Source organism: Dietzia kunjamensis, assembly GCF_045689975.1.
GTDB classification, from domain to species: Bacteria; Actinomycetota; Actinomycetes; order Mycobacteriales; family Mycobacteriaceae; genus Dietzia; species Dietzia kunjamensis.
Map to the genome: position 1 here is coordinate 2,613,925 of NZ_CP143297.1, position 18,931 is coordinate 2,632,855.

General features: G+C 70.6%; 18 protein-coding genes. 9 read left to right on the forward strand and 9 right to left on the reverse strand.

Annotated elements, in window-relative coordinates:
* Nucleotides 1-18 precede the first annotated feature (18 nt).
* Complete coding sequence (locus VZF99_RS12285) at nucleotides 19-462, forward strand: hypothetical protein (protein WP_396444204.1); 444 nt, start codon at nucleotides 19-21, stop codon at nucleotides 460-462.
* 35 nt (nucleotides 463-497) lie between these two features.
* On the opposite strand, the gene VZF99_RS12290 is transcribed toward VZF99_RS12285, so the two are convergent.
* Complete coding sequence (locus VZF99_RS12290; protein WP_407334886.1) at nucleotides 498-977, reverse strand: cupin domain-containing protein; 480 nt, start codon at nucleotides 975-977, stop codon at nucleotides 498-500.
* A 125-nt stretch (nucleotides 978-1,102) separates the two neighbouring features.
* Complete coding sequence (locus VZF99_RS12295; RefSeq protein ID WP_407334887.1) at nucleotides 1,103-1,381, reverse strand: WhiB family transcriptional regulator; 279 nt, start codon at nucleotides 1,379-1,381, stop codon at nucleotides 1,103-1,105.
* A gap of 128 nt (nucleotides 1,382-1,509) precedes the next feature.
* Between VZF99_RS12295 and VZF99_RS12300 the strand changes: the two genes are divergently transcribed.
* Nucleotides 1,510-2,127: a DNA-binding response regulator gene (locus tag VZF99_RS12300; protein ID WP_407334888.1), complete on the forward strand. Its 618-nt coding sequence runs from the start codon at nucleotides 1,510-1,512 to the stop codon at nucleotides 2,125-2,127.
* A gap of 22 nt (nucleotides 2,128-2,149) precedes the next feature.
* Here the strand turns inward: VZF99_RS12300 and VZF99_RS12305 are convergent, their stop codons facing one another.
* Together VZF99_RS12305 and VZF99_RS12310 are read right to left on the reverse strand one after the other, a co-directional pair.
* Nucleotides 2,150-2,992: an ABC transporter ATP-binding protein gene (locus VZF99_RS12305; RefSeq protein ID WP_407334889.1), complete on the reverse strand. Its 843-nt coding sequence runs from the start codon at nucleotides 2,990-2,992 to the stop codon at nucleotides 2,150-2,152.
* Entirely contained in the window at nucleotides 2,992-3,927 is a 936-nt protein-coding gene (locus VZF99_RS12310; protein ID WP_407334890.1) for an ABC transporter substrate-binding protein, read from the reverse strand. Before VZF99_RS12310 ends, VZF99_RS12305 begins: the two co-directional genes overlap by 1 nt.
* A 63-nt stretch (nucleotides 3,928-3,990) precedes the next feature.
* On the opposite strand from VZF99_RS12310, the gene VZF99_RS12315 reads away from it, so the two are divergent.
* From VZF99_RS12315 to VZF99_RS12325, 3 genes are read left to right on the forward strand one after another with little or no spacing between them, the layout of a single operon-like run.
* Nucleotides 3,991-5,094, forward strand: a complete 1,104-nt coding sequence (locus VZF99_RS12315) for a FecCD family ABC transporter permease (RefSeq protein WP_407334892.1) — start codon at nucleotides 3,991-3,993, stop codon at nucleotides 5,092-5,094.
* Nucleotides 5,091-6,149, forward strand: coding sequence for a FecCD family ABC transporter permease (locus VZF99_RS12320; RefSeq protein ID WP_407334893.1), 1,059 nt, complete (start codon nucleotides 5,091-5,093; stop codon nucleotides 6,147-6,149). Before VZF99_RS12315 ends, VZF99_RS12320 begins: the two co-directional genes overlap by 4 nt.
* On the forward strand, nucleotides 6,142-7,023 hold the full coding sequence (locus VZF99_RS12325) for a siderophore-interacting protein (RefSeq protein WP_407334894.1): 882 nt from the start codon (nucleotides 6,142-6,144) through the stop codon (nucleotides 7,021-7,023). The genes VZF99_RS12320 and VZF99_RS12325 overlap by 8 nt, the downstream gene beginning before the upstream one ends.
* A gap of 48 nt (nucleotides 7,024-7,071) precedes the next feature.
* Here the strand turns inward: VZF99_RS12325 and VZF99_RS12330 are convergent, their stop codons facing one another.
* The 3 genes from VZF99_RS12330 to VZF99_RS12340 all read right to left on the reverse strand — a co-directional run bounded on the left by VZF99_RS12330 (nucleotide 7,072) and on the right by VZF99_RS12340 (nucleotide 11,214).
* Entirely contained in the window at nucleotides 7,072-9,228 is a 2,157-nt protein-coding gene (locus tag VZF99_RS12330; RefSeq protein WP_407334895.1) for a YhgE/Pip family protein, read from the reverse strand.
* The gene (locus VZF99_RS12335; RefSeq protein WP_407334896.1) at nucleotides 9,225-9,980 is read right to left on the reverse strand and encodes an ATP-binding cassette domain-containing protein; all 756 of its coding nucleotides are present in this window, start codon (nucleotides 9,978-9,980) and stop codon (nucleotides 9,225-9,227) included. The genes VZF99_RS12330 and VZF99_RS12335 overlap by 4 nt, the downstream gene beginning before the upstream one ends.
* A gap of 472 nt (nucleotides 9,981-10,452) precedes the next feature.
* Nucleotides 10,453-11,214, reverse strand: a complete 762-nt coding sequence (locus tag VZF99_RS12340; protein WP_407334897.1) for an alpha/beta fold hydrolase — start codon at nucleotides 11,212-11,214, stop codon at nucleotides 10,453-10,455.
* Between the two features lie 229 nt (nucleotides 11,215-11,443).
* Between VZF99_RS12340 and VZF99_RS12345 the strand changes: the two genes are divergently transcribed.
* The 4 genes from VZF99_RS12345 to VZF99_RS12360 all read left to right on the forward strand — a co-directional run bounded on the left by VZF99_RS12345 (nucleotide 11,444) and on the right by VZF99_RS12360 (nucleotide 16,504).
* Entirely contained in the window at nucleotides 11,444-12,721 is a 1,278-nt protein-coding gene (locus VZF99_RS12345; RefSeq protein ID WP_407334898.1) for an EAL domain-containing protein, read from the forward strand.
* Nucleotides 12,722-12,882: 161 nt separating this feature from the next.
* The gene (locus tag VZF99_RS12350) at nucleotides 12,883-13,968 is read left to right on the forward strand and encodes an NAD-dependent epimerase/dehydratase family protein (protein ID WP_407334899.1); all 1,086 of its coding nucleotides are present in this window, start codon (nucleotides 12,883-12,885) and stop codon (nucleotides 13,966-13,968) included.
* Nucleotides 13,965-15,329 (forward strand): sugar transferase, encoded by a 1,365-nt coding sequence (locus VZF99_RS12355; RefSeq protein ID WP_407334900.1) that lies wholly within the window; start codon nucleotides 13,965-13,967, stop codon nucleotides 15,327-15,329. Before VZF99_RS12350 ends, VZF99_RS12355 begins: the two co-directional genes overlap by 4 nt.
* The gene (locus VZF99_RS12360; protein WP_407334901.1) at nucleotides 15,326-16,504 is read left to right on the forward strand and encodes a diguanylate cyclase; all 1,179 of its coding nucleotides are present in this window, start codon (nucleotides 15,326-15,328) and stop codon (nucleotides 16,502-16,504) included. Before VZF99_RS12355 ends, VZF99_RS12360 begins: the two co-directional genes overlap by 4 nt.
* Before the next feature lie 56 nt (nucleotides 16,505-16,560).
* Here the strand turns inward: VZF99_RS12360 and VZF99_RS12365 are convergent, their stop codons facing one another.
* Both VZF99_RS12365 and VZF99_RS12370 read right to left on the reverse strand, forming a co-directional pair.
* Nucleotides 16,561-17,529: an LCP family protein gene (locus VZF99_RS12365; RefSeq protein WP_407334902.1), complete on the reverse strand. Its 969-nt coding sequence runs from the start codon at nucleotides 17,527-17,529 to the stop codon at nucleotides 16,561-16,563.
* Between the two features lie 11 nt (nucleotides 17,530-17,540).
* Nucleotides 17,541-18,836 carry a glycosyltransferase family 4 protein gene (locus VZF99_RS12370; protein WP_407334903.1) on the reverse strand — a complete coding sequence of 432 codons (1,296 nt, stop codon included), beginning with the start codon at nucleotides 18,834-18,836 and terminating at the stop codon, nucleotides 17,541-17,543.
* Between the last annotated feature and the right edge of the window lie 95 nt (nucleotides 18,837-18,931).

The following is an 18,931-nucleotide window of genomic DNA, read 5'->3' on the forward strand; positions in this document are numbered from 1 at the left end:
TCGTGGAGAGGTAACCGCATGACCCGCCCGTCGACCGTCACCGCCGCGTCGTGGATCTGGCTGTTCTGCGGCCTGTTCAGCACGCTCACCATCACAGGCGTGCTGGCGGCGACCGACCTGCTCGCGTTCGTCGTGCCGCTCGGCGGCACCGAGGACGCGTCGACCACCGCCCCGGGGGTCGCATGGATCGGCGCTCTCATCGCGATGGGCGTGGTGTCGGCGATAGCCCTGCAGGTGGTGTCGGCGGTGAAACTGCGCGACGGCGAGCGGTGGGCGCGGGCGCTGCTGACGATCGCGGCGGGCCTCACGCTGGTCACCGCGCTCTGGGACATCACCCTGTGGTCGGCGTGGGTGCTGCTCGGGGCCCACCTGGTGGCGTTCGTCCTGGCGTACACCGATTCCGCCACCGCGTACCTCGAGGTCCGGTCCCCCGACCCGGCGTGGGCGCCGGTCTACGCGTAACCCGGGCAACGAGGGCCGCTGGTCACACCGGCTGCCTACTGCTCACATTTCGCGAGATCCGTCTCCTCCGTCGACATTCCCTCCGGGGTGAAGTGCGTGACCATCACCACCAGGTCCTCTGACCCCTCATTGACGGTCTCGTGCACGTACCGAGAGTCTTCGACGACCGAATCGCCGGCGCGGTAGACGCGGACGCCGCCGGGGTGGGCGTCGGCGTAGTGGGTGAGCTCGCCCTGCTCCACCACCACGACGAGTTGCCCGTGGTGGCAATGCGGGCCGGTGCCGACCCCGGGCGCGAGGGTGATACTGCGGTGCGTCACCGTCACCCCGTCGGCCCCGCCGTCCACGGCCAGCTCGATGGGCTCGTCATTCTTGCCTTCGACGATGTCCAGGACGCGGATGGTATCCGGCTTCACTGCAGGGGGCTCGGTCGACTGTGGGCTGCACGCGGCCATCGCCAGCACGGGTACTGCGACGGCGAATGCGACGCCGCCTCGGATCGATGGGCGCGTCATGGCCACTCCCCTCGTCCGCGCGAACAGTCTCGACTCCCCAGGCTCGGCACCACGCTAACGCACACCGAGCCCCGGGTGAAGGAACGATCACGAAAGGCGGTTGGGGACTGCCGAGCCCTCGAGCTCTACCCCGTCCGCTGCCGCCCGGCGAGCTTGTGCCGGTCGAGTTCAGTCATCCCGCCCCAGACGCCGTAGAGCTCGCCGGCCTCGATCGCGAACTTCCGGCAGGTCTCGAGCACGGCGCAACCGGCGCAGATCGCCTTGGCCGCTTCTTCCTTGCGACGACGCACACCCTTCGGCTCGTCCTCGGCGCTGTAGAAGAGGTCGGGGTCCCCGACGCACGCTCCGTCGTCCCTCCATGCCCAGTACTCCGATGTGGGTGTCAGATTCCTGAACCGTGGCACTCGTACTCCTGTCGCGGAAGGCGGAAGATCAACGACGAAGTGTCTCCCGGGACCACCCGGGCCCGCCTCACCCCTAGGGGTGTATCAGCAGGGCGTGGCCGTTCAGAGCCCGTTGCTAGGATCTGCGGATGCCGATCAAGGTCACAGTGGTCAATGACTACCTCGTCGTCGTCGCCGGGGTGAACGCCTTTCTGGCCCCTTACTCCGATCGGATCGAGATGGTGGAGAAGGAGCTGGTCTCCAGCGGATCGGCCACGGTGGACGTGGCCCTGTACGACTCCTTCGCCTCGTCCCTGGGCAAGGATGCTCGTCTCGAGAACCTCCTGCAGGATCCGACCATCGGAGCGGTCGCCGTCTATTCGTTCACCTCGGACCCGGCCGCGGTCCGCGACAGCCTCGACGCGGGCGCCCACGGGTTCCTGTCCAAGTCCCTGACCGCTCCTGAGCTGGTGAGCGGCATCGAGCAGATCGCCGCGGGGAACCGCGTCACCCTCACCGGAACGGGCCTGCCGATCATGGGCCCCGAGCAGTGGCCCGCCAAGGACGCCGGCCTCTCACACCGTGAAGCCGAGGTGGTCAGCCTGATCGTGCAGGGGCTGTCCAATGACCAGATCGCCGAGCAGTGCTACCTCTCGCTCAATACAGTCAAGACCTATGTGCGTTCGGCCTACCGCAAGATGGACGTGACCACCCGGGCGCAGGCTGTCGCGTGGGGCATCGAGAACGGCCTCAAGCCCGACCGATAGTCCTGGGCCGAGGGCGACTCGATCAGCTCCGGCCACGCCGATCGAGCGGCACCACGGTTGGCGTTCCCGTCACCGGGTCGGCGGCGATCAGGCACGGGAGCCCGAAAACCTGCTCCACCAGCTCGGCGGTGAGGACCTCGGCCGGGGCGCCGGTGGTCACCACGCGGCCGTCCTTCATCACGACCAGGTGCGTCGCGTAGCGGGCGGCCTGGTTGAGATCGTGGAGCACGGCGATCACCGCGCGACCGCTCTCGTGCTGGTCTCGGAGCAGGTCCAGCACGTCGTACTGGTGCGCGATGTCGAGGTAGGTGGTGGGCTCATCCAGCAGGAGGATGGGCGTCTCCTGGGCCAGCAGCATGGCGACCCACACGCGTTGCCGCTGGCCGCCGGAGAGTTCGTCGACGAACCGGGTCGCCAGATCGGACACCCCGGTGGAGGCCATCGCGGCGGTCACGGCGGTGTCGTCGGCGCGGCTCCACTGGCGTAGTGGGCTGTGGTGCGGGTGCCGGCCACGCGCCACCAGGTCGTCGACCCGGATCCCCTCCGGAGTGACGGCGCCCTGCGGCAGGAGCCCGATCCGGCGCGCGACCTCCTTGGTACGCAGCCGGTGCAGATCGTGTCCGTCCAGCAGGATCCGCCCCTCGCCGGGGGCGATCACGCGCGCCAGCGCCTTGAGCAGCGTGGACTTGCCGCAGGCGTTGGGGCCGACGATCACCGTGAACGCGTCCTCGGGCAGTTCCAGGTCGAGGTCGGTGGCCACGACCCGCCGTTCGTACGCGAGCCGCGCCCCCTCCACCGTGAGCCCGCGCCCACACTCGAGCTGGGCGCCGGCGCGGGCATCACGGTCGAGGGAGGTGGGGCGCATCAGCCCAGGATCTCCCGGACGTCGTCGAGGATCTCGCCGGCACCCAGGACGCCGATGCCGACCATCCAGGTCTCGTCCTCGACCTCGTAGGTCTGGCCGGACTTCACAGCGGGCAGGTCGCTCCAGAGCCCGGTCACGGTCGCCATGGTCGTCGCCGACGGGTCGCCGCCGGGGTTGGTGAAGAACACGACCTCGCCGGTGATCTGCTCGTACAGCTCCGGGGAGAGCTCGGCCATGGAGTACTCGTTCCACTCACGCTCACCCAGGTCGAAGCCCATCTGCGACAGGATCGAGCCGGAGAACGTCTCGGGGCCGTAGAGGCGGAAGTTGTCCGGGCGGAACCGGACGATCGACAGCGTGGTGCCCTCGGCGCCCACCTGCTCGCCGACCTCGGCGATGCGGGTGTCGAGGTCGTCGATGAGCTGCTCCATCTCGTCGTCCTCGCCGACGGCGGCGGCGGTGACCCGCGCCTGCTCCTGCCAATCGGTGCCGGAGTTCTCGGAGTACACGGTGGGGGCAATGCCGGAGAGCTCGTCGTAGATGGCCTCGTGGCGGACCTTGGCACCGATGATGAGGTCGGGGGCCAGGGCGGCGATCGCGTCGATGTCGGGCTCGGAGGTCAGGCCCACGATCTCGGCGTCAACGTCCCCGAGGTACGGCGGGGCGCCGGTGCCGGCGCCGGACTCGGTGATCCCGACGGGCGTGTGGCCGAGCGCGACGAGCGCGTCGAGGTGCGGAGAGTCGAGGACGACGACCCTCTCGGGCGTCCCGTCGATCACGGTCTCGCCCATCGCGTGGGTGACGGTATAGGCCTCGTCCGAGGATGCCTCGGCGGTGTCGCTGCTGCCGGAGCACGCGGACAGAGCCACCGCAGAGGCGAGGGCCATGGCGATCAGGGCGGGCACCGAGCGGCGCCGGCGTGAGATTCTGGTCATGACTACAGATCAAACCACACAGGCAAGGCTCACCTAACAATCAGTCTGGTCTAGGGTTCCACCGTGGCCCCACGACCTCTCCCCGACTCCGACGCCGACGCACGGCCCGCGGTGCCGGCCGCCGACCGGGCAGCCGCCCCGGCAGCAAGCGCTGGCCAGCAGCCCCGCCGCGGAGCCGGGTTGTTCCCCGGACTGATCGTGGCCGTCCTGGCCCTGGCGGCCGCCGTGGTGGCCAGCCTCGCTATCGGTGCCCGCCCGATCCCGCCGGCCGAGGTGGTGGGCGAACTGCTCGGCCAGGGCACGCAGAGCGTGGTGGGGATCGTCGGCGAACTGCGGGCCAACCGGACCGTGCTCGGACTGGTGTGCGGTGCGGCGCTCGGCGCGTCCGGGGCGCTCATGCAGGCCGTGACCCGCAATCCGATCGCCGACCCGGGAATCCTCGGCGTCAATGCCGGCGCCGCGCTCGGGGTGGTCGCCGGAGCGACGCTCACCGGCGGCCTCGGCCTGGCCTCCACGGTGTGGTTCGCACTGGCCGGCGCCGGTGTGGCGTCCGCGATCATCCTCCTGCTCAGCACCTCGGCGCTCGCGGCGTCCTCACCCGTTCGGCTCACCCTGGCCGGGGTGGCGCTGGCGGCGGTGCTGTCCGGTCTCAGCCAAACGTTCGTCGTGCTGGACGAGACCGTCCTGCAGGCGTACAGCTTCTGGCAGGTCGGCTCGCTCACTGCGCGGTCGATCGACGAGGTCACCGGCGTGATCCCGCTCGTCGTCGCGGGCGCGGTGATCGCCCTGCTGCTCCTGCGCGGCCTGGACGCGCTCGCCCTGGGCGACGACTCGGCGGTGGCGCTGGGCGTGCGACCCGGGTGGGTGCGGGTGTGGTCGCTCGTCGCCGTCGCACTGCTCGCAGGGACCGCCACGGCGCTGGCCGGCCCCATCAGCTTCGTGGGACTGGTCGTGCCCCACCTCGTCCGCGGTCTCGTCGGCCCGAGCCTGATCCGGGTGGTGCCGCTGTCCATGGTGGTGGCCCCGGCGTTGCTGCTGGTGGCCGACGTGGTCGGCCGCGTGATCGCGAGCGGCTCGGAGACCCCGGCGGGCGTGGTCATGGCGTTCATCGGCGCGCCGCTGCTGGTGGCGTACCTCGCCGCGGGCCGACGGGTGGGTGTCGCATGACGATAACCGCACCGCGCCCCGCAACAGCCCTGCCCAGCGACGAACGCCTCCTCGCCGCCGGCCGATTCTCGGTGCGGCTGCACCTGCGCACTGCGTGGGTCACTGCGATCCTCGCCGTCGTCGTCGTCATACTCGTGGCCGCCTCGCTGGTGATCGGCGAGTTCATCATCCCGATCCCCGACGCGGCCGCGACCCTCCTCGGCGACGCACCCGACCGCACCACCGACTTCTTCATCCACGAACGCCGCCTGCCCCGGGCGCTGGTCGCGCTGGCGGTGGGCGCGGCTCTGGCGACGTCGGGCGCGCTGTTCTGCGCGCTCACCCGCAATCCGCTGGCCAGCCCGGACATCATCGGCATCACCCAGGGCGCGTCGGCGGGCGGGGCGACGGTGATCCTCGTGCTGGGCGGCGGGATGGCGCAGGTGGCCACGGGCGCACTCGTCGGCGCGGCGCTCACCGCCGGGTTCATCCTCGCGTTGACGTGGTGGCGCGGGCTCAGCGGCGCCCGCCTGGTCCTGCTCGGCGTGGCGCTGGGCGCCCTGGCGATGGCGTACGTGGCGCACCTGCTCTCCCTCGGCTTCGTGGCGAGCGCGGTCACCGCCCAGATCTGGCTGACGGGCTCGCTGCAGGGCCGCGGCTGGTCCGAGCTCTGGCCGCTGGCGTGGGTGCTGGTCGCCGCCGCGCTGGTGATCGCCACCCAGTCACGGAGTTTGCGGGCGCTCGCGCTGGGCGATGACGTCGCGGTGGCCCTGGGCGTGCGACTGCGCTCCACGCGGTTGGTCCTGTTGGCGGCGGCCACGGTCCTGGCCGGGGCGGCGGTGGCGACGGCCGGGCCGATCTCGTTCGTGGCGCTGGTGGCTCCGCACCTGTCGCGGCTGCTCACCCACAGTGATCGCGTCCTGCCGGCGGCGCTGCTGGGCGGGGTGCTGCTCCTGGCCTCGGACCTGGTGGCCCAGCACGCGTTCGCCCTGCCGCTCCCGGTGGGTGTGGTGACGGTGGTGCTCGGCGGGCTGTTCTTCCTGGGTCTGTTGTGGCGGGAGGGTCGCCGTGGTTGACCAGACCGGCACGTCCGAGAAACCCGCACGGCGCCCGTCCGACCGCGAGACCCCGCGCCCGCGCAACCCCCACCGGGCGGAGAGCTGGCAGCCGACCGCGCTGCGGCGGGTCCGAGTACGCGCCGTCGAACCCCTCGCTCCCGAGCTGGTGCGCGTGACGCTCGAGGGCGACGAGCTCGGGGAAATCGCCACCGACGCCGGCGATGCCGTGCCCGCCGTGCGCAGCCCGTCCTTCGACGACGTCGTGGTCTTCTGCCTGCCCGATCCCGTGACGGGCGAGGTCACCCTCCCCGTTCCCGCGCCGGGTGGCGGGCTGGGCCACCCACCGGGCAGCGCCGCGCTGGTGCGGGAGTACACCGTGCGGTCCTTGCGAGACGGCGCCCTCGCCGTGGACCTGGTCCGCCACGCCTCGGGCGCGGGCGTGCGCTGGCTCGAGTCGGTCCGGCCGGGTGACGCGCTGACGATCGTCGGCCCGCGGGTGAGCCGCGCGCTCCCCGCGGTGGACCGGATGCTGGCCGTGGGGGACGCCACCGCCCTGCCCGCGCTGGCGCGGCTGATCGAGGAGCGGCCGCCCGCCTTGGCGCTCGACGCGCTGGCCGCGGTGCCCGACCCGTCCGCGCTGCCGCCGTCCCTTCTGCCCGCCGTCTCCCCCGTCGACGCCGACCGCGTCCGGGTCCGGGTGGTGGCGGCGGCGCCCGGCTCGGCGGATGAGCTCATCAACGCGATGGCCGCGGTCGAGCTCCCCGCCGGGTTCGCGTGGGTGGCCGGCGAGTCCGGGATGGTCACGGCCGTCCGCCGGCATCTCCTCGCCCGCGGCCAGGAGCCCGACCGCGTCCAGTTCACCGGCTACTGGCGCCTCGGCGGGCCGCTATAGGCCCCGAGTCGCTCGCCCAGTTCATCACGACGGAGGAGTAACTCCGCGCTACACGGCCACCGGCGGGTGCAACCGCTCCAGGGTCCACACTCGATTGCGGTGCGCCGCCCACGTACTGATGCCGATCGCGCCCACCGCCACCAACGTCAGCACCAACACCGGAATCCACATCTGCGAGGGGCTCCCACCCATGATGGTCTGCCGTAGCCCCTGCACGGTGTAGGTCATGGGGTTGAACGGGTGGATCCAGCGGAAGAACGCGGGCTCCACCGCGGTCGGATAGATGCCGTCCGCCGAGGTCAGCTGCAGCATCAGCAGTGCCATGGACAGCACTCTGCCGACCGACGGGCCGAACACCACGTTGAGCATCTGGATGAGTGAGATGAACGCCACCGCCGACAGCGCCATGATGGCCAGTGCGCCCATCGGGTGAACCGGTGTCAGGCCCAGGCCGAACCGCAGTACCAGCAGAATCACCACCGCCTGCCCGAGCGCCAACAGCAGCGCCGGCTGCAGCGAGGCCATCACGACCCGCAGCGGGTGCAGCCGTGTGGCCACGGCGCGCGGCTGGAGCGGAGTGAGCAGCAGCCAGATCATGATGCCGCCCACGAACAGTGCCAGCGGTACGAAGAACGGGGCGAACCCGTAGCCGAACGTCTCCGCCGGGTTGTCGTACATCGACGTGAGCGTGATCGGGTCGCCGATCGTGCGCGACATGTCCTCGCGGTGCTGGTCACTCCACTCCGGCACCCGGTCGGCGCCGGCGGCCAGTTCGCTCGACAACCGGCCGGTGCCGTCTTTGAGGGTGTGCGAGCCGTCGGCGAGCCGGTTCGTGCCCTCCACCAGGCGGCCGGTGCCGTCTGTGAGGTCGCCGGTGCCCTCGGCCAGGGTGGCCGCGCCCTCGTCCAAGCGCGCGGCGCCCTCGTCGAGCTGGCGCACGCCGTCGACCAGTGTGGTGGCGCCCGTGCCGAGTCGCTGCAGCCCGTTGTCGAGCTGCGCCGCGCCGGCGCCCAGGGCGTTGATCCCGGTGAGGAACTCGCCGGAGGGATCGTTGAGTGCCGACGACAACTCGCGGGCGCCGTCGCGCAGCCGGTGCAGGTCCGACAGCTGCGACGAGCCGGCGCCGAGGCCCTGCGATTCGAGTTGGTCGGCCAGCGTCTCCAACTGCACGGAGACCGGTACCCCGGCCGATCCGGCGGAGCTCCCCGATCCCGCGGACCCCTGACCGGTGGCCAGGCCGGTGGTGGCCTCGACCTGCCTCATCTGCGCGGCGGCCTGCCGCAGCGGGGCGATCGCGGCGTTCTGCGCCTGCGAGAGCTGATCCAGGGTACCGGCGAGCTGGTCGACTCCGCCGCTGACCTGCGCGGCCCCGTTCCCGAGCCGCTGCACTCCGCCGTCGAGGCGCTGGACGCCCTCGTTGAGCTGCGTCGCGCCGTCGGCGGCAGTGCCGATCCCGCCGGCCAACTGGTCGACTCCGGAGCGGGCCTCGTGGATCTTGGTGGCCAGCTGGTGGTTGCCGTCCGCGAGCGTGGCGGCGCCCTGGTCGAGGGTGCGGGCGCCGGCGTCGAGTTCGGCGGACTTCTCGCTCAGCTCGGTGATGCCGTCGTCGAGTGTGCCCGCGCCGTCGTCGAGCTGCGCGGCACCGTCGGCGGCCTCGCGCAGCCCGGCGCCGGCATCCTGAACACCCACGAGGACCTTGTCGACGGCCTGCGCTGAGATGGCCGAGCCCACCGCGTTGTGCAGTTCGGCTGTGGCGCTGCGTCCGATGAGGCTGGACAGGTAGTTGCCGGATTGGTCGTAGGTCACGGTGATCGCGGCCTGCCGCGGGTCGTCCCCGGTGGGTGAGGCGACGGATTCGCTGAACTCCGGGGTCAGCCGAACCACGAAGTTGTACTCGTGATCGGACAGTCCGGCTTCGGCCTCGGCGGCGTCGACCAGTCGCCAGTCGAGCTGGTCGTTCTGCAAGAGTTCGTCCACCACCTGGTCGCCGGCGCGTAGTGGTTCGCCGTCGACCTGCGTCCCGGTGTCGTCGTTGACCAACGCGACCGGCAACTGGGAGGTCCGGCCGAACGGGTCCCAGAAGGCGGCGAGGTACAGGGCGCTGTAGAGCAGGGGCATGAGCACCAGCACGACTATCGCCACGCGCGGTAGCCGTCCGCGGCCGAAGCGCTTGAGCTCACTGCCGATGGACAGTCCGGAGATCATGCGAGGCCTTCCTTGGTGGCGGGGACGGTGACCATGTGGTGCTCGGGCGACCCCGCGGGCAGGGAGTCCACGGAGGACAGGATGACGGTGCTCTGGTCGGCGTCGGCGATCTCGGCCAGTCGCTGCAGCGCTCGTGCGCGTTCCGCGGGGACGCGGACCTGTTCGATGTCGTCCACCACCAGTATCGGCGTGCCCTCGTAGCGGGCCAGCGCTATGCGCAGCAGCAGGCGATCCAGTTCGGTGAGGTCGCCGACGTAGGTGCGCAGCCCGGGCAGGCGGAGGTCCCCGTACACCGGGCCGAGGAGCTCCTCGAGTTGGACTGGGCCGGTGCGGCCACGCGGGCGCCACCACGGGCTCATCCACGCGCGCTGCTCCGCCACGACCGTGCGGACCGTGACCGCCGGGTCCAGCTCGTCGATGCCCGAGAATCCGGCGATCGCCGACCGGGTGAAGATCTCGCGACTGCCGGTGTGACCGAGTACCTCGAGCCGTCCCTCGGTGGGCGCCATTCGACCGGCCAGGGTGAGCAGGAGGCATGTGCGTCCGTTGCCGGGGTGGCCGCGCAGGACGGTGATTCCGCCGCGGTCGATATCCAGATCCAGGGGGCCGAAGACCCGGCCGTGGTCGCCCACCAGCCCGAGGCCGCGAGCCAGCACCGCTGGTTCCGGGACTTCAGGTGGCTCAGCGCTTTCGGCGGGCTCAGCGTTGTCGGGGGGCTCAGCGTTGTCGGGGTTCTCGCGTGCAGTGGTCATGGTGACGTCCCGGGTGGGTGAGGTCTTCATTGTTGGCGGGAGCGACCGGTGGCCGCGGCCGCGCGCTTCGTTGCGTACGCGGCGATCTCCAAAGCGGACTAGACTCCACTTTATACACCGCTGCCGATCCCACCGCATGGCAGGTGACCCCGCCCCCATACGGAGGGTCGTCTTCCAGCACGACAGAACGGGGCCCTAGGCGTGCCGCAAGGCCGGCCGTGGGGGATCTTCCTGGCGATCAGGCTGGCCAACGCCGCCCTGTAGCGAACAGACCCGATTGCCGGTAACCAGGCGTTCAGGGCGCATTTTCGCCGGTGGCGGCGCCGCGCATCTACTCACCGAATAATGCCAGGTGGGCACGCCTCTGCGTGTCGTGGCGTGGGTAGAGAGTCGAGGCCACGACGATGACGACGACGAGGCGCACCTCCACACGCCCGACCCGCGGCCGCCGGGAAGCGCGGAATCGGCCGGGTCAGCCCGAGAGTCCGCGAAGCCAGTCGACGATCGCGCCGGCCAACTCGTCCGGGGCCTCCACCGGCAGCATGTGTCCGGTCTCCGGGATCTCGACGTAGGCCACGGGACCACCCGCGTCATCGTTCGCACCAGCACCAGCACCAGCTCCGGCGCCGCTCGACCCGGCCCCATTCGCCTCAGCCCACCGCCGCTGCTCCTCGGGGGGCACCACCTGGTCGTCCGACGCCCCCACGATCAGCACCGGGACACCGGCCTGCGCGGGGAACTCGCTGCGATCGGGCCGCGCGCCGATCGCCACCGAATGGGCGGCGAACCGCTCCGGCCCGTACACCCGTGCCGCCCGCAGCCGCTCGGCCCTCACCTCGGGATCGTGGCCTCGGTCGCCGTAGTACACCGCCTCCATGCCGTCGAGCGCGATCTCCTCGTACGCCTCCGGGCTCAAGCCCGCGGCGCGGTCGGCCCGCGCCTTCGCCGACTCGGGATCCTCAGCACCCACCGGGGCGGTGACCAGGATGAGACCGGCCAGCAGCGACGGGTGCCGCTCGGCGAGATGCATCGCCACGACCCCGCCGAGCGAATGCCCCACCACCACGCAGCCGGGCGCGATCTGCCCCGCCACCTCGTCAACGAGAGCGTCGAGGTCGGCCACGGCCGGAAGGTCTAGCGGCGTGGCGTGGACGCCGTCCGGCAGGCCGCGCATCACCGGCGCCCAGGTCTGCGCGTCACCGTGGAGGCCGGGGATGAGGACGAGGTCGGTCATGGCCGTGAGGCTAACCACCCGGCACGCGCTCCGTGCCCCGCCACGGACAACCACGGGAACTTCCACAGCACCCGAACCTCCGCCCGGCGCCGCACGCATCATGGACGTCGTCATCGCCAACCAACTGCACCAAGCGCCCCGCGCAGACCTCACTGTTCGGCAGGCTGTCGGCGGTATCGTCAGCTGGGTGAAGCCGCGCCCGTCCAGTCGACCATCTGATGAGGTCGATGTGCCCGGATCCAGTTCGGATTCCGGCACCTCGTCGGGCCGGCGAACAGCCCCTGTCGGCACCGAAGCCTCGGACGGCCCGGACGCCCCCGGGCCGGCGATCGCGCCGGGCTCACTCGGGGTGATCGTGGTGGCAGTGGACTCGCCGGGCTGGTTCCCGGCTGCGCACGGGTTCGCCAACGCAGCGGAGGTCGGTCCGGCCGCACTGCGCTCCGTTCGCACCGCCATGAAGGGCCGTGCCATGGTCGAGCCAGGGCCGGTCGACCGTACGCTGGTGGTGCAGTTCGACACCGACCCCCACGGCGTTGAGGACGTGGCCGGAGAACTCGTCGACCATCTCACTCACCCACTGCGGATAGCGGGACAGGAGCACTTCATCCAGTCGCGGTTGGGTTCGGCGACGGCCGCCACCGTCGGCTCGCCCGATCCGGAAATGCTGCTGCGGGCGGCGTTCGCGGCTGCACACGTGGCCACGGTGAACGGCGAACACCGGCACGCGGCCACCCCGTCGCTGCTGGCCGACCTCCGAGAGGCCTCTGAGCTGCGGACCGCGATGGCGCGGGCGGCCACCTCCCAGTTCGAATTGCACTATCAACCCATCGTCCACCTGGCCACCTCCCGAGTGTTGGGCTACGAGTCCTTGATGCGGTGGCGCCGCGGCGGTGAGCTCCTCACACCGGCAGCGTTTCTCCCCGCCGCCGAAGAGACCGCCTTGATTCTGCCGATCGGCAGAGCCGGTACACGCGCCGCTCTCGAGCAACTGGCCGAGTGGCGCCGTCGTCGGCCGGGCGAGCCCCTCTTCGTCTCCGTCAACTTCTCCGCTCGGCAACTGTCGGACCCGCGACTCCTCGATCACGTGCGTGACACCCTCGGCGAATTGGAACTCGACCCCTCATTGCTCTGGGTGGAGATCACCGAATGTGCCCTCATCGACGTCGACTCCCCCGCGGTTCACGCGATCGAATCCCTCGCCGAGATGGGCTGCGTGATCTGCGTGGACGATCTCGGAACCGGGTTCGCGGCCCTGCGCTACCTGGCCGACCTCCCTGTGTCCGTGGTCAAGATCGACCGCACCCTGGTGGGATCGGTGGCGGACCCGGCCATTCGGAAGATCATCGGGGCGATCTCCGATATCTGCCACTCGCTGGAGATCGCCACGGTCGCGGAGGGAGTCGAGCACCTGAATCAGGTCCCCCTCCTGCGAGAACTCGGGTTCAGTCACGCGCAGGGGTTCTTCTACGGTCGCCCGACAGCCGCGCCCATGCCACGCCATTACTGATAAGAACCTGAGTAGCCGACCCCTGTCAAGGCGCCTATAGCGTGGATCATCACGAAGTTATAAGGTTGCGCATCCAAAGAATCAGTCTATCCTTATCTCTAGTGCGAGACGGCGGGACACAAGGGGACCCACCGCCACGACCGAGGTAGCGGAGCAGGCCAATGCACAGCACAGGCAGCAAGCCCAGCACCGAGATGACGTCCGCCGGGGGGCGGGGATCCATTCGGGTCCTGATCACGGGCAACCAGGGATACCTGGGGACCGTGGTGGCGAGCGAGATCTCGGCCGCCGGACACGAAGTCACCGGGCTCGACACCGGGGTGTTCGCTGATCGCGTCCTGGGGGCGAGCCCACTGGACCCGCCGACACTGAATACGGATCTCTGCGACGTCTCGGTCACCGACCTCACGGGTTTCGACGCGGTGATCCACCTGGCGACCCTGCCCGACACCGGCCGCGACGCAACCACGAGGCACGCCATCGGTGAGGCCAACTACCTCGCCTCGGCTCGGCTGGCCCGGGCCGCCCGGGCAGCGGGAGTGGGCCGCTTCCTCTTCGCGTCGACCTGTACCGCGTACGGGGCCGGGCGGGAACGCCCCACCGGAGAGGATTGTCCCCTCTACCCGACGACACCGTGGGCGGCGTCCAAGCTCAGGGTCGAGCACGAGCTCGTGGCGCTGGCGGACGACGCCTTCACCCCGGTCAGCCTGCGATTGGCCAACGCCTATGGCTTCTCACCCCGGCTGCGCACGGACCTACCGGTCAACCGGATGGTGGCCGAAGCGGTCTTTGGTGGCCGGATCGCCTCAAGGGCCACCGATTCGCGTCGACCGATGATCCACGTCAAAGACGTAGCCGACGCTCTACTGCGCTGCGTCACTGCCCCCACAGAGAACCTGCACGCCGGGGCGTTCAACGTCGGAAGCGAGAGCAACTTCCTATCTGTCGCGGAGGTCGCCCGCATCGTGACCGACGCGGTGCCCGGTACCGTGCTCGCCCTCGCCCCGCCATCAGGACGCAGGCGCGGCACGGGCCGGGTCGACTTCGGCCGGTTCCGACAGGCCGTCGGATTCGAGGCCCGTCACGGTGTCTCCTACGGGGTCGCCGAGCTCGTCCGGGCGTACTCCACCGCGGGGATGGACATCGACGACCTGTACTTCCGGTTCAGCCGGGCCGGTGCCGGGCGCGCGATGTGCGGGACGGCCGATCTCGAGGCGGAGGACCGAGGCGGGAAGGTGCCGGCATGACGGCCCACGGCGTTGCGGCGGACCGGGGTCGAACCGGGCACCGACCGGTATCGAGAAACCGGTACGACGCCCTGCTGGTGATCCTCGACCTCCTTGTCCTCACTGCGGTCATGGCCGTGTTCGTCGACTCGGTCGCCGTCGCGGTTGTGGCCGCGTTGGCCGTGGTATTGGCGGTGGAGATCTCGGGAAACTACCGGTCGCTCATCACGCTCTCGGCCCTCAATGACGTGCCCCGGCTCGCTGCGACCGCTCTCGTCGGGACATTGGCGGTGGAGTTCGCCCGCGGCGGGCACGACTCGATCAGGGCGCTGCTCGTGATGGTCGGCTGCGTTTTCGCGGCCCTTCTCGGAACGCGGGTCGTCTACTACACAGCCGTTCGTCACCGCCGCCGCATCTCCCCGGCGGCCCGACGCCGGACGGTGATCGTTGGCGGCGGGTTGGTCGCGGCGGAACTACTGGACAGCATCCACGAGTTCCCCGAACTGGGGTTGGAGCCGGTGGCGGTGATCGACGGAGACCCGCTGCTGGGGTCCGACCGGATATCCGTTCCGGTCATCGACCGTCCTCTGCACGACGTGGTGGAGGAGCTGGCCGTGCAGACGGTGATCGTTGCGTTCCGCCACAGCCCCGATTCCTCGTTGGTCTCGCCGCTGCGGGAGTGCGATCAGCTGGACTGCGAGATCTTCCTCGTCCCACGACTCTTCGAGTTCGTCCATCTCAACTCGGACATGGACCGCATCCACACCATCCCGTTGATCCGGGTCAGGCGGCACACCTACCGCACGTGGTACTGGCGGGCCAAGCGGGTGTTCGACGTGGTTGTGGCCGGCAGCGCGCTGGCCCTGCTGTCCCCGCTGCTCGCCGTGACCGCTGCGGCGGTGGCCCTGACCGATCGCGGCGCGCCCATCCTGTTCCGACAGATCCGGGTGGGGCGCGGCGGCCGAGAGTTCGAGCTCTACAAGTTCCGCTCGATGCGGCCCGTGACGGCCGCGGCCTCCGATGTGGACTGGCATCCCGACGACCGCGTCGGCCGCGTCGGTCGCATCTTGCGCGCCACGTCGATCGACGAACTCCCCCAGCTGTGGAATGTCGTGCGCGGGGACATGTCCCTGGTGGGGCCGCGCCCGGAGCGCCCACACTTCGTCGAACAGTTCACCCGCACCGTCCCGTCCTACGTGGACCGTCACAGGGTCACGGTGGGCCTGACGGGCTGGGCCGCGATCCATGGTCTGCGCGGCGACACGAGCATCGGCGACCGCGCACTGTACGACAACTTCTACATCCAGAACTGGTCGGTGTGGCTCGACATCAAGATCCTGCTGCTGACGGTCAGGGCGGTCGTCGCGGGCGCGGGCTCATGACCGCGCCGGGCAGGTTCTGGGAGCGGTTCGACACCCGGTCGGCCGCGATCCTCGTCGGAAGTGGTGGGGGCCTGATCCTCCCGGTCTTCGCCGTCGGCAGTTCCGACTATGTGCGCCCGGGCATGATGCCGGCCCTGTTCCTCGTGTGGGCGTTCGGGATAGGCCTCTTCCTCTACACGGCGCGAGTGGGCCACCTGACGGACCGCCAGTTCGCCACGGTCGGCGTCGGGGCGATGATCGCGGTGGCGATCTCGGCGTCGATCGTGACGGACCCGGCAGCGTCGCGGGCGACCGTCGCTCTGCTGGCCGCCGCGCCCGCGATCTCCGCGATGGCGTCGACAGCGCGCGTCACGCTCGGCTTCACGGTGGCCGCCATTCTCCTCGCTTCGGCGTTCTCCATTGTCTGGGCGGCATCGGTCGTCGGCGCCCTGGTGGCGGTGGGGGCGTCGATCCTCACGGTCGTGATCCCGGTGTTCCTGGTGGTGGTGCTGCGCAGTTCACTCGAATTCGCCATGGAGAAGGCCGCGCTCGTCGGCGAGATCGACCCGCTGACCGGTGCCCTGAACCGTCGCGGGCTCACGCGTCGGCACGCCCGGGTGTTCGCCAACTGCATCAGCGGTCAGCGGGCGGTCGGCTTCCTCCTGATCGATATCGACCACTTCAAGGCGATCAACGACACCTTCGGCCACGCCGCCGGCGACACCGTGCTCGTCAACGCTGTGCGCGCCATTGCCGACGCGGCCCCCCAGGACAGCCTCGTGAGCAGAATCGGCGGCGAGGAGTTCGTGGTGATGTTCCCGGTCGCCAGCACCGCCGACATCAGCGCCGCCGCGTCACGCATCCGCGAGGCGGTCGCCGCGGAGGGCGAGGTGACCGTGAGCGTGGGCGCTGTGCTCGCGCCGATCGAGGTGCAGCTGACCGGGACGCCGAACGCGTCGGAGGTCGTCGACGAACTCACCCGGCTGGCGGACCGCAGCGCGTACCGGGCGAAGTCGCTGGGCCGTAATCGCGTGGTGATGCAGACTTCGGGGGCGGTCCCGTGGACGCCCGGAGACACCGCGGAGCCCCAGGGTATCGACCATCTTCGGCCGACCGATTTCCGGCTGGCGGCACTCGTGCGGCGCGACCTGCTGCGCCCGCTGCACGGCCGCAGCGTGCCCCGGCCGGTCACCTAGTCAACCCGGCGCAACCAGTCGACCCGGGCGCTACCAGCCGACCCGGTCGCCAGCTGTCACGGCACGCTGGGGCCGAGCGCGGCGCCGGCGCGGTCGACCCATTCCGGACCCCAGTCCTGCCGAAGGGCGGTCCATAGTTCCGCCCCCCGAACGCTGTCCAACCGGACGATGCTCTGCCCGTCCACGGTGTCGAGCCCGGCGACCGGCGCGGTGGTGAAGGTGAGATCCCCGTCGTCGAGGTATCGAAGCGAGAGCATCAGGTCGCGCATCTCCTCGGTGCTCCACTCCTCGTCGACGACGACGGACTCGCTGATGGCGTCCATCGCCCGGTAGAACATCCGGGGGTCCCCGAGCGGGCCGGTGTCGAGCAGGTCGGCGACCAGCGCGCGCAGCAGGTTCTGGTGGCGGCGCACCCGGTCCAGGTCGCCGCCGGGGAGCCCGTACCGCTGACCGACGTAGTCGAGTGCCCCGGCGCCGTCGAGGCGGTGCTCCCCCGCGGTCCAGGCCACCCCGCGTGCGCTGTCATGGACCGTCCGGGGGATCTTGACCGTCACCCCGCCGAGGGCGTCGACGAGCGTCATGAACCCCTCGCCGTCGATCATCGCGACATGGTCCACCCGGAGCCCCGTGAGGTTCTCCACGGCGGCCACCGCCAGCGGGGGACCACCCACCACGAGCGCGGCGTTGATCTTGGCCTCACCGTGGCCGGGGAGGGCCACCCACGAATCCCGTGGGATCGACACGGCCGTTACCCCCGAGCGGTGCCAGGGGATTCTTACCAGGATGATCGCGTCCGTGCGGCCGTGTCGCTCGGACTCGGGGTACCAGTCCTGCCCCAGCAGGAGGATCGTCTGATCGTCGGAGGGCGTGCCCGGGGGCCGGGAGCCCTCGGCGGGGAACGCCGCCACGCGGGCGACCTCCCGCCCCGGCCCGCCCTCCAGGACCAGGACCACTCCGGTGACTGCGCAGACGAGTACCGCAGCGATCAAGAACAATCGGGGAACGAGGCGGGCGGTGCGGGACATGGCGGTGCCTCCTACGGTTCTCTGAACGCGTGGTCGTAGCGCCCCATCACTGCGTCGCGCGAGTACGCGCGGGCGAAGTGGGCGCCGGCGGCGGCGGAGTGGACGGCGTTGACGGCCGGATCGGCCAGGTCCATGAGGTGCGCGGCAAAATCGGCCGGTGTGTCGGCCGTCCGCAGCCCGGACGAGTTGGAGTTGTCGATCCCGTGCGCCCCGATCCCCGTGGACACGACGGGCAGTGCGTGGCCGAGGGCCTCGATCACCTTGAGCTTGATCCCGGAACCGAAGCGGAGGTGGTTGACCATGGCCGTGGCCGTCGCCAGAGCCTCCGCGAGATCGGGCACGAAGCCCTCGAAGGTGACCGAGTCGGCGTGGGCCGCGGCGGCCTCCCGCAGTCCCGGTCGCGGGGATCGGCCGATGATCCGCAACCGCGCCCGGGGTTCTCCGGCCAGCACCAACGGCCATACCGACGCCAGGAAGGACCGCAGCCCGTCGTCGTTGTGCGGGAGGGACAGGAGTCCGAGGAAGACGTACTCGGGGCGCGCGGACGGCCGACGTGGACATCCGGCGGGCGCGCGCAGCAGGGGCGGGATCGACATGATCCGGTTTTCCCCCAGACCGGTCCGGGTGCGCAGGAGGTCGGCTTCCGGTTCACTGATGAGCAGGGCCCGGTCGAGGTCCCGGGCGACCCGGTCCTCCGCGCGCCGGATCAGGCGCCGCTCGGCCTCGAGTAGCGACTGCCACCCGAGCCGGTGGCCCGCGAGTGGGCGCAACGGGCCCGGGACGAACCCGGCGAAGTTGCCCAGCGGCGCGATGTCGATGTCGGGATGCAGCCGGGCGGTCCGCAACATGGTGGCGTACCGCTCCGAGAACAGGTCGTCGAGGTAGCAGATCTGCTGGGCGGCCCCGCTGTGCTCGGCGTACTGGGACATCCGGACGGTGTCGTAGACGATCGTGTCGGGACGGACCCGCTCCACCTCTCGCCGGATGCCCTCCTCGGTCCGCGGTGATCGCAGAAGCGCCTCTTGCAGGCTGGATCGCCCGGTGGAGGTGCGGGTGAGGACCTGGCGGACGGCGTCAGACGACCGCGGTGGGGGCACGGCGCAGACCGTGGTCGGCCAAGCCGGGGACCGGGCGCCGGCCGCGGGCCCGCGCGACTCCGGCGCCGCGACGCCGGTGTCGCGGGTGTCGCCGACGTGGATGTAGTGGATCGAGGCGGGGCCGTGGCGCTCCAGGAAGTACTCCAACAGGCCGGCCAGCACGACCTTCTTCCCCGCGTCAGCCGGGAACGGGTTGACGGCGCTGACCACTGCGATCCGACGAGACAAACCGGCCCCCTGGGTGCGTTGGCCCCTCGATTGGTTGAGAAACCATCTTCCCGGAGTCTACATAAAAGGTCTATCAT

Coding starts and splice junctions, on each gene's coding strand:
- VZF99_RS12365 (WP_407334902.1), bottom strand. CDS start 17,529: ATGTCCCGCACCGCCCGCCTCGTTCCCCGATTGTTCTTGATCGCTGCG.
- VZF99_RS12320 (WP_407334893.1), top strand. CDS start 5,091: ATGACGATAACCGCACCGCGCCCCGCAACAGCCCTGCCCAGCGACGAA.
- VZF99_RS12340 (WP_407334897.1), bottom strand. CDS start 11,214: ATGACCGACCTCGTCCTCATCCCCGGCCTCCACGGTGACGCGCAGACC.
- VZF99_RS12335 (WP_407334896.1), bottom strand. CDS start 9,980: ATGACCACTGCACGCGAGAACCCCGACAACGCTGAGCCCCCCGACAAC.
- VZF99_RS12300 (WP_407334888.1), top strand. CDS start 1,510: ATGCCGATCAAGGTCACAGTGGTCAATGACTACCTCGTCGTCGTCGCC.
- VZF99_RS12330 (WP_407334895.1), bottom strand. CDS start 9,228: ATGATCTCCGGACTGTCCATCGGCAGTGAGCTCAAGCGCTTCGGCCGC.
- VZF99_RS12305 (WP_407334889.1), bottom strand. CDS start 2,992: ATGCGCCCCACCTCCCTCGACCGTGATGCCCGCGCCGGCGCCCAGCTC.
- VZF99_RS12290 (WP_407334886.1), bottom strand. CDS start 977: ATGACGCGCCCATCGATCCGAGGCGGCGTCGCATTCGCCGTCGCAGTA.
- VZF99_RS12350 (WP_407334899.1), top strand. CDS start 12,883: ATGCACAGCACAGGCAGCAAGCCCAGCACCGAGATGACGTCCGCCGGG.
- VZF99_RS12285 (WP_396444204.1), top strand. CDS start 19: ATGACCCGCCCGTCGACCGTCACCGCCGCGTCGTGGATCTGGCTGTTC.
- VZF99_RS12360 (WP_407334901.1), top strand. CDS start 15,326: ATGACCGCGCCGGGCAGGTTCTGGGAGCGGTTCGACACCCGGTCGGCC.
- VZF99_RS12310 (WP_407334890.1), bottom strand. CDS start 3,927: ATGACCAGAATCTCACGCCGGCGCCGCTCGGTGCCCGCCCTGATCGCC.
- VZF99_RS12355 (WP_407334900.1), top strand. CDS start 13,965: ATGACGGCCCACGGCGTTGCGGCGGACCGGGGTCGAACCGGGCACCGA.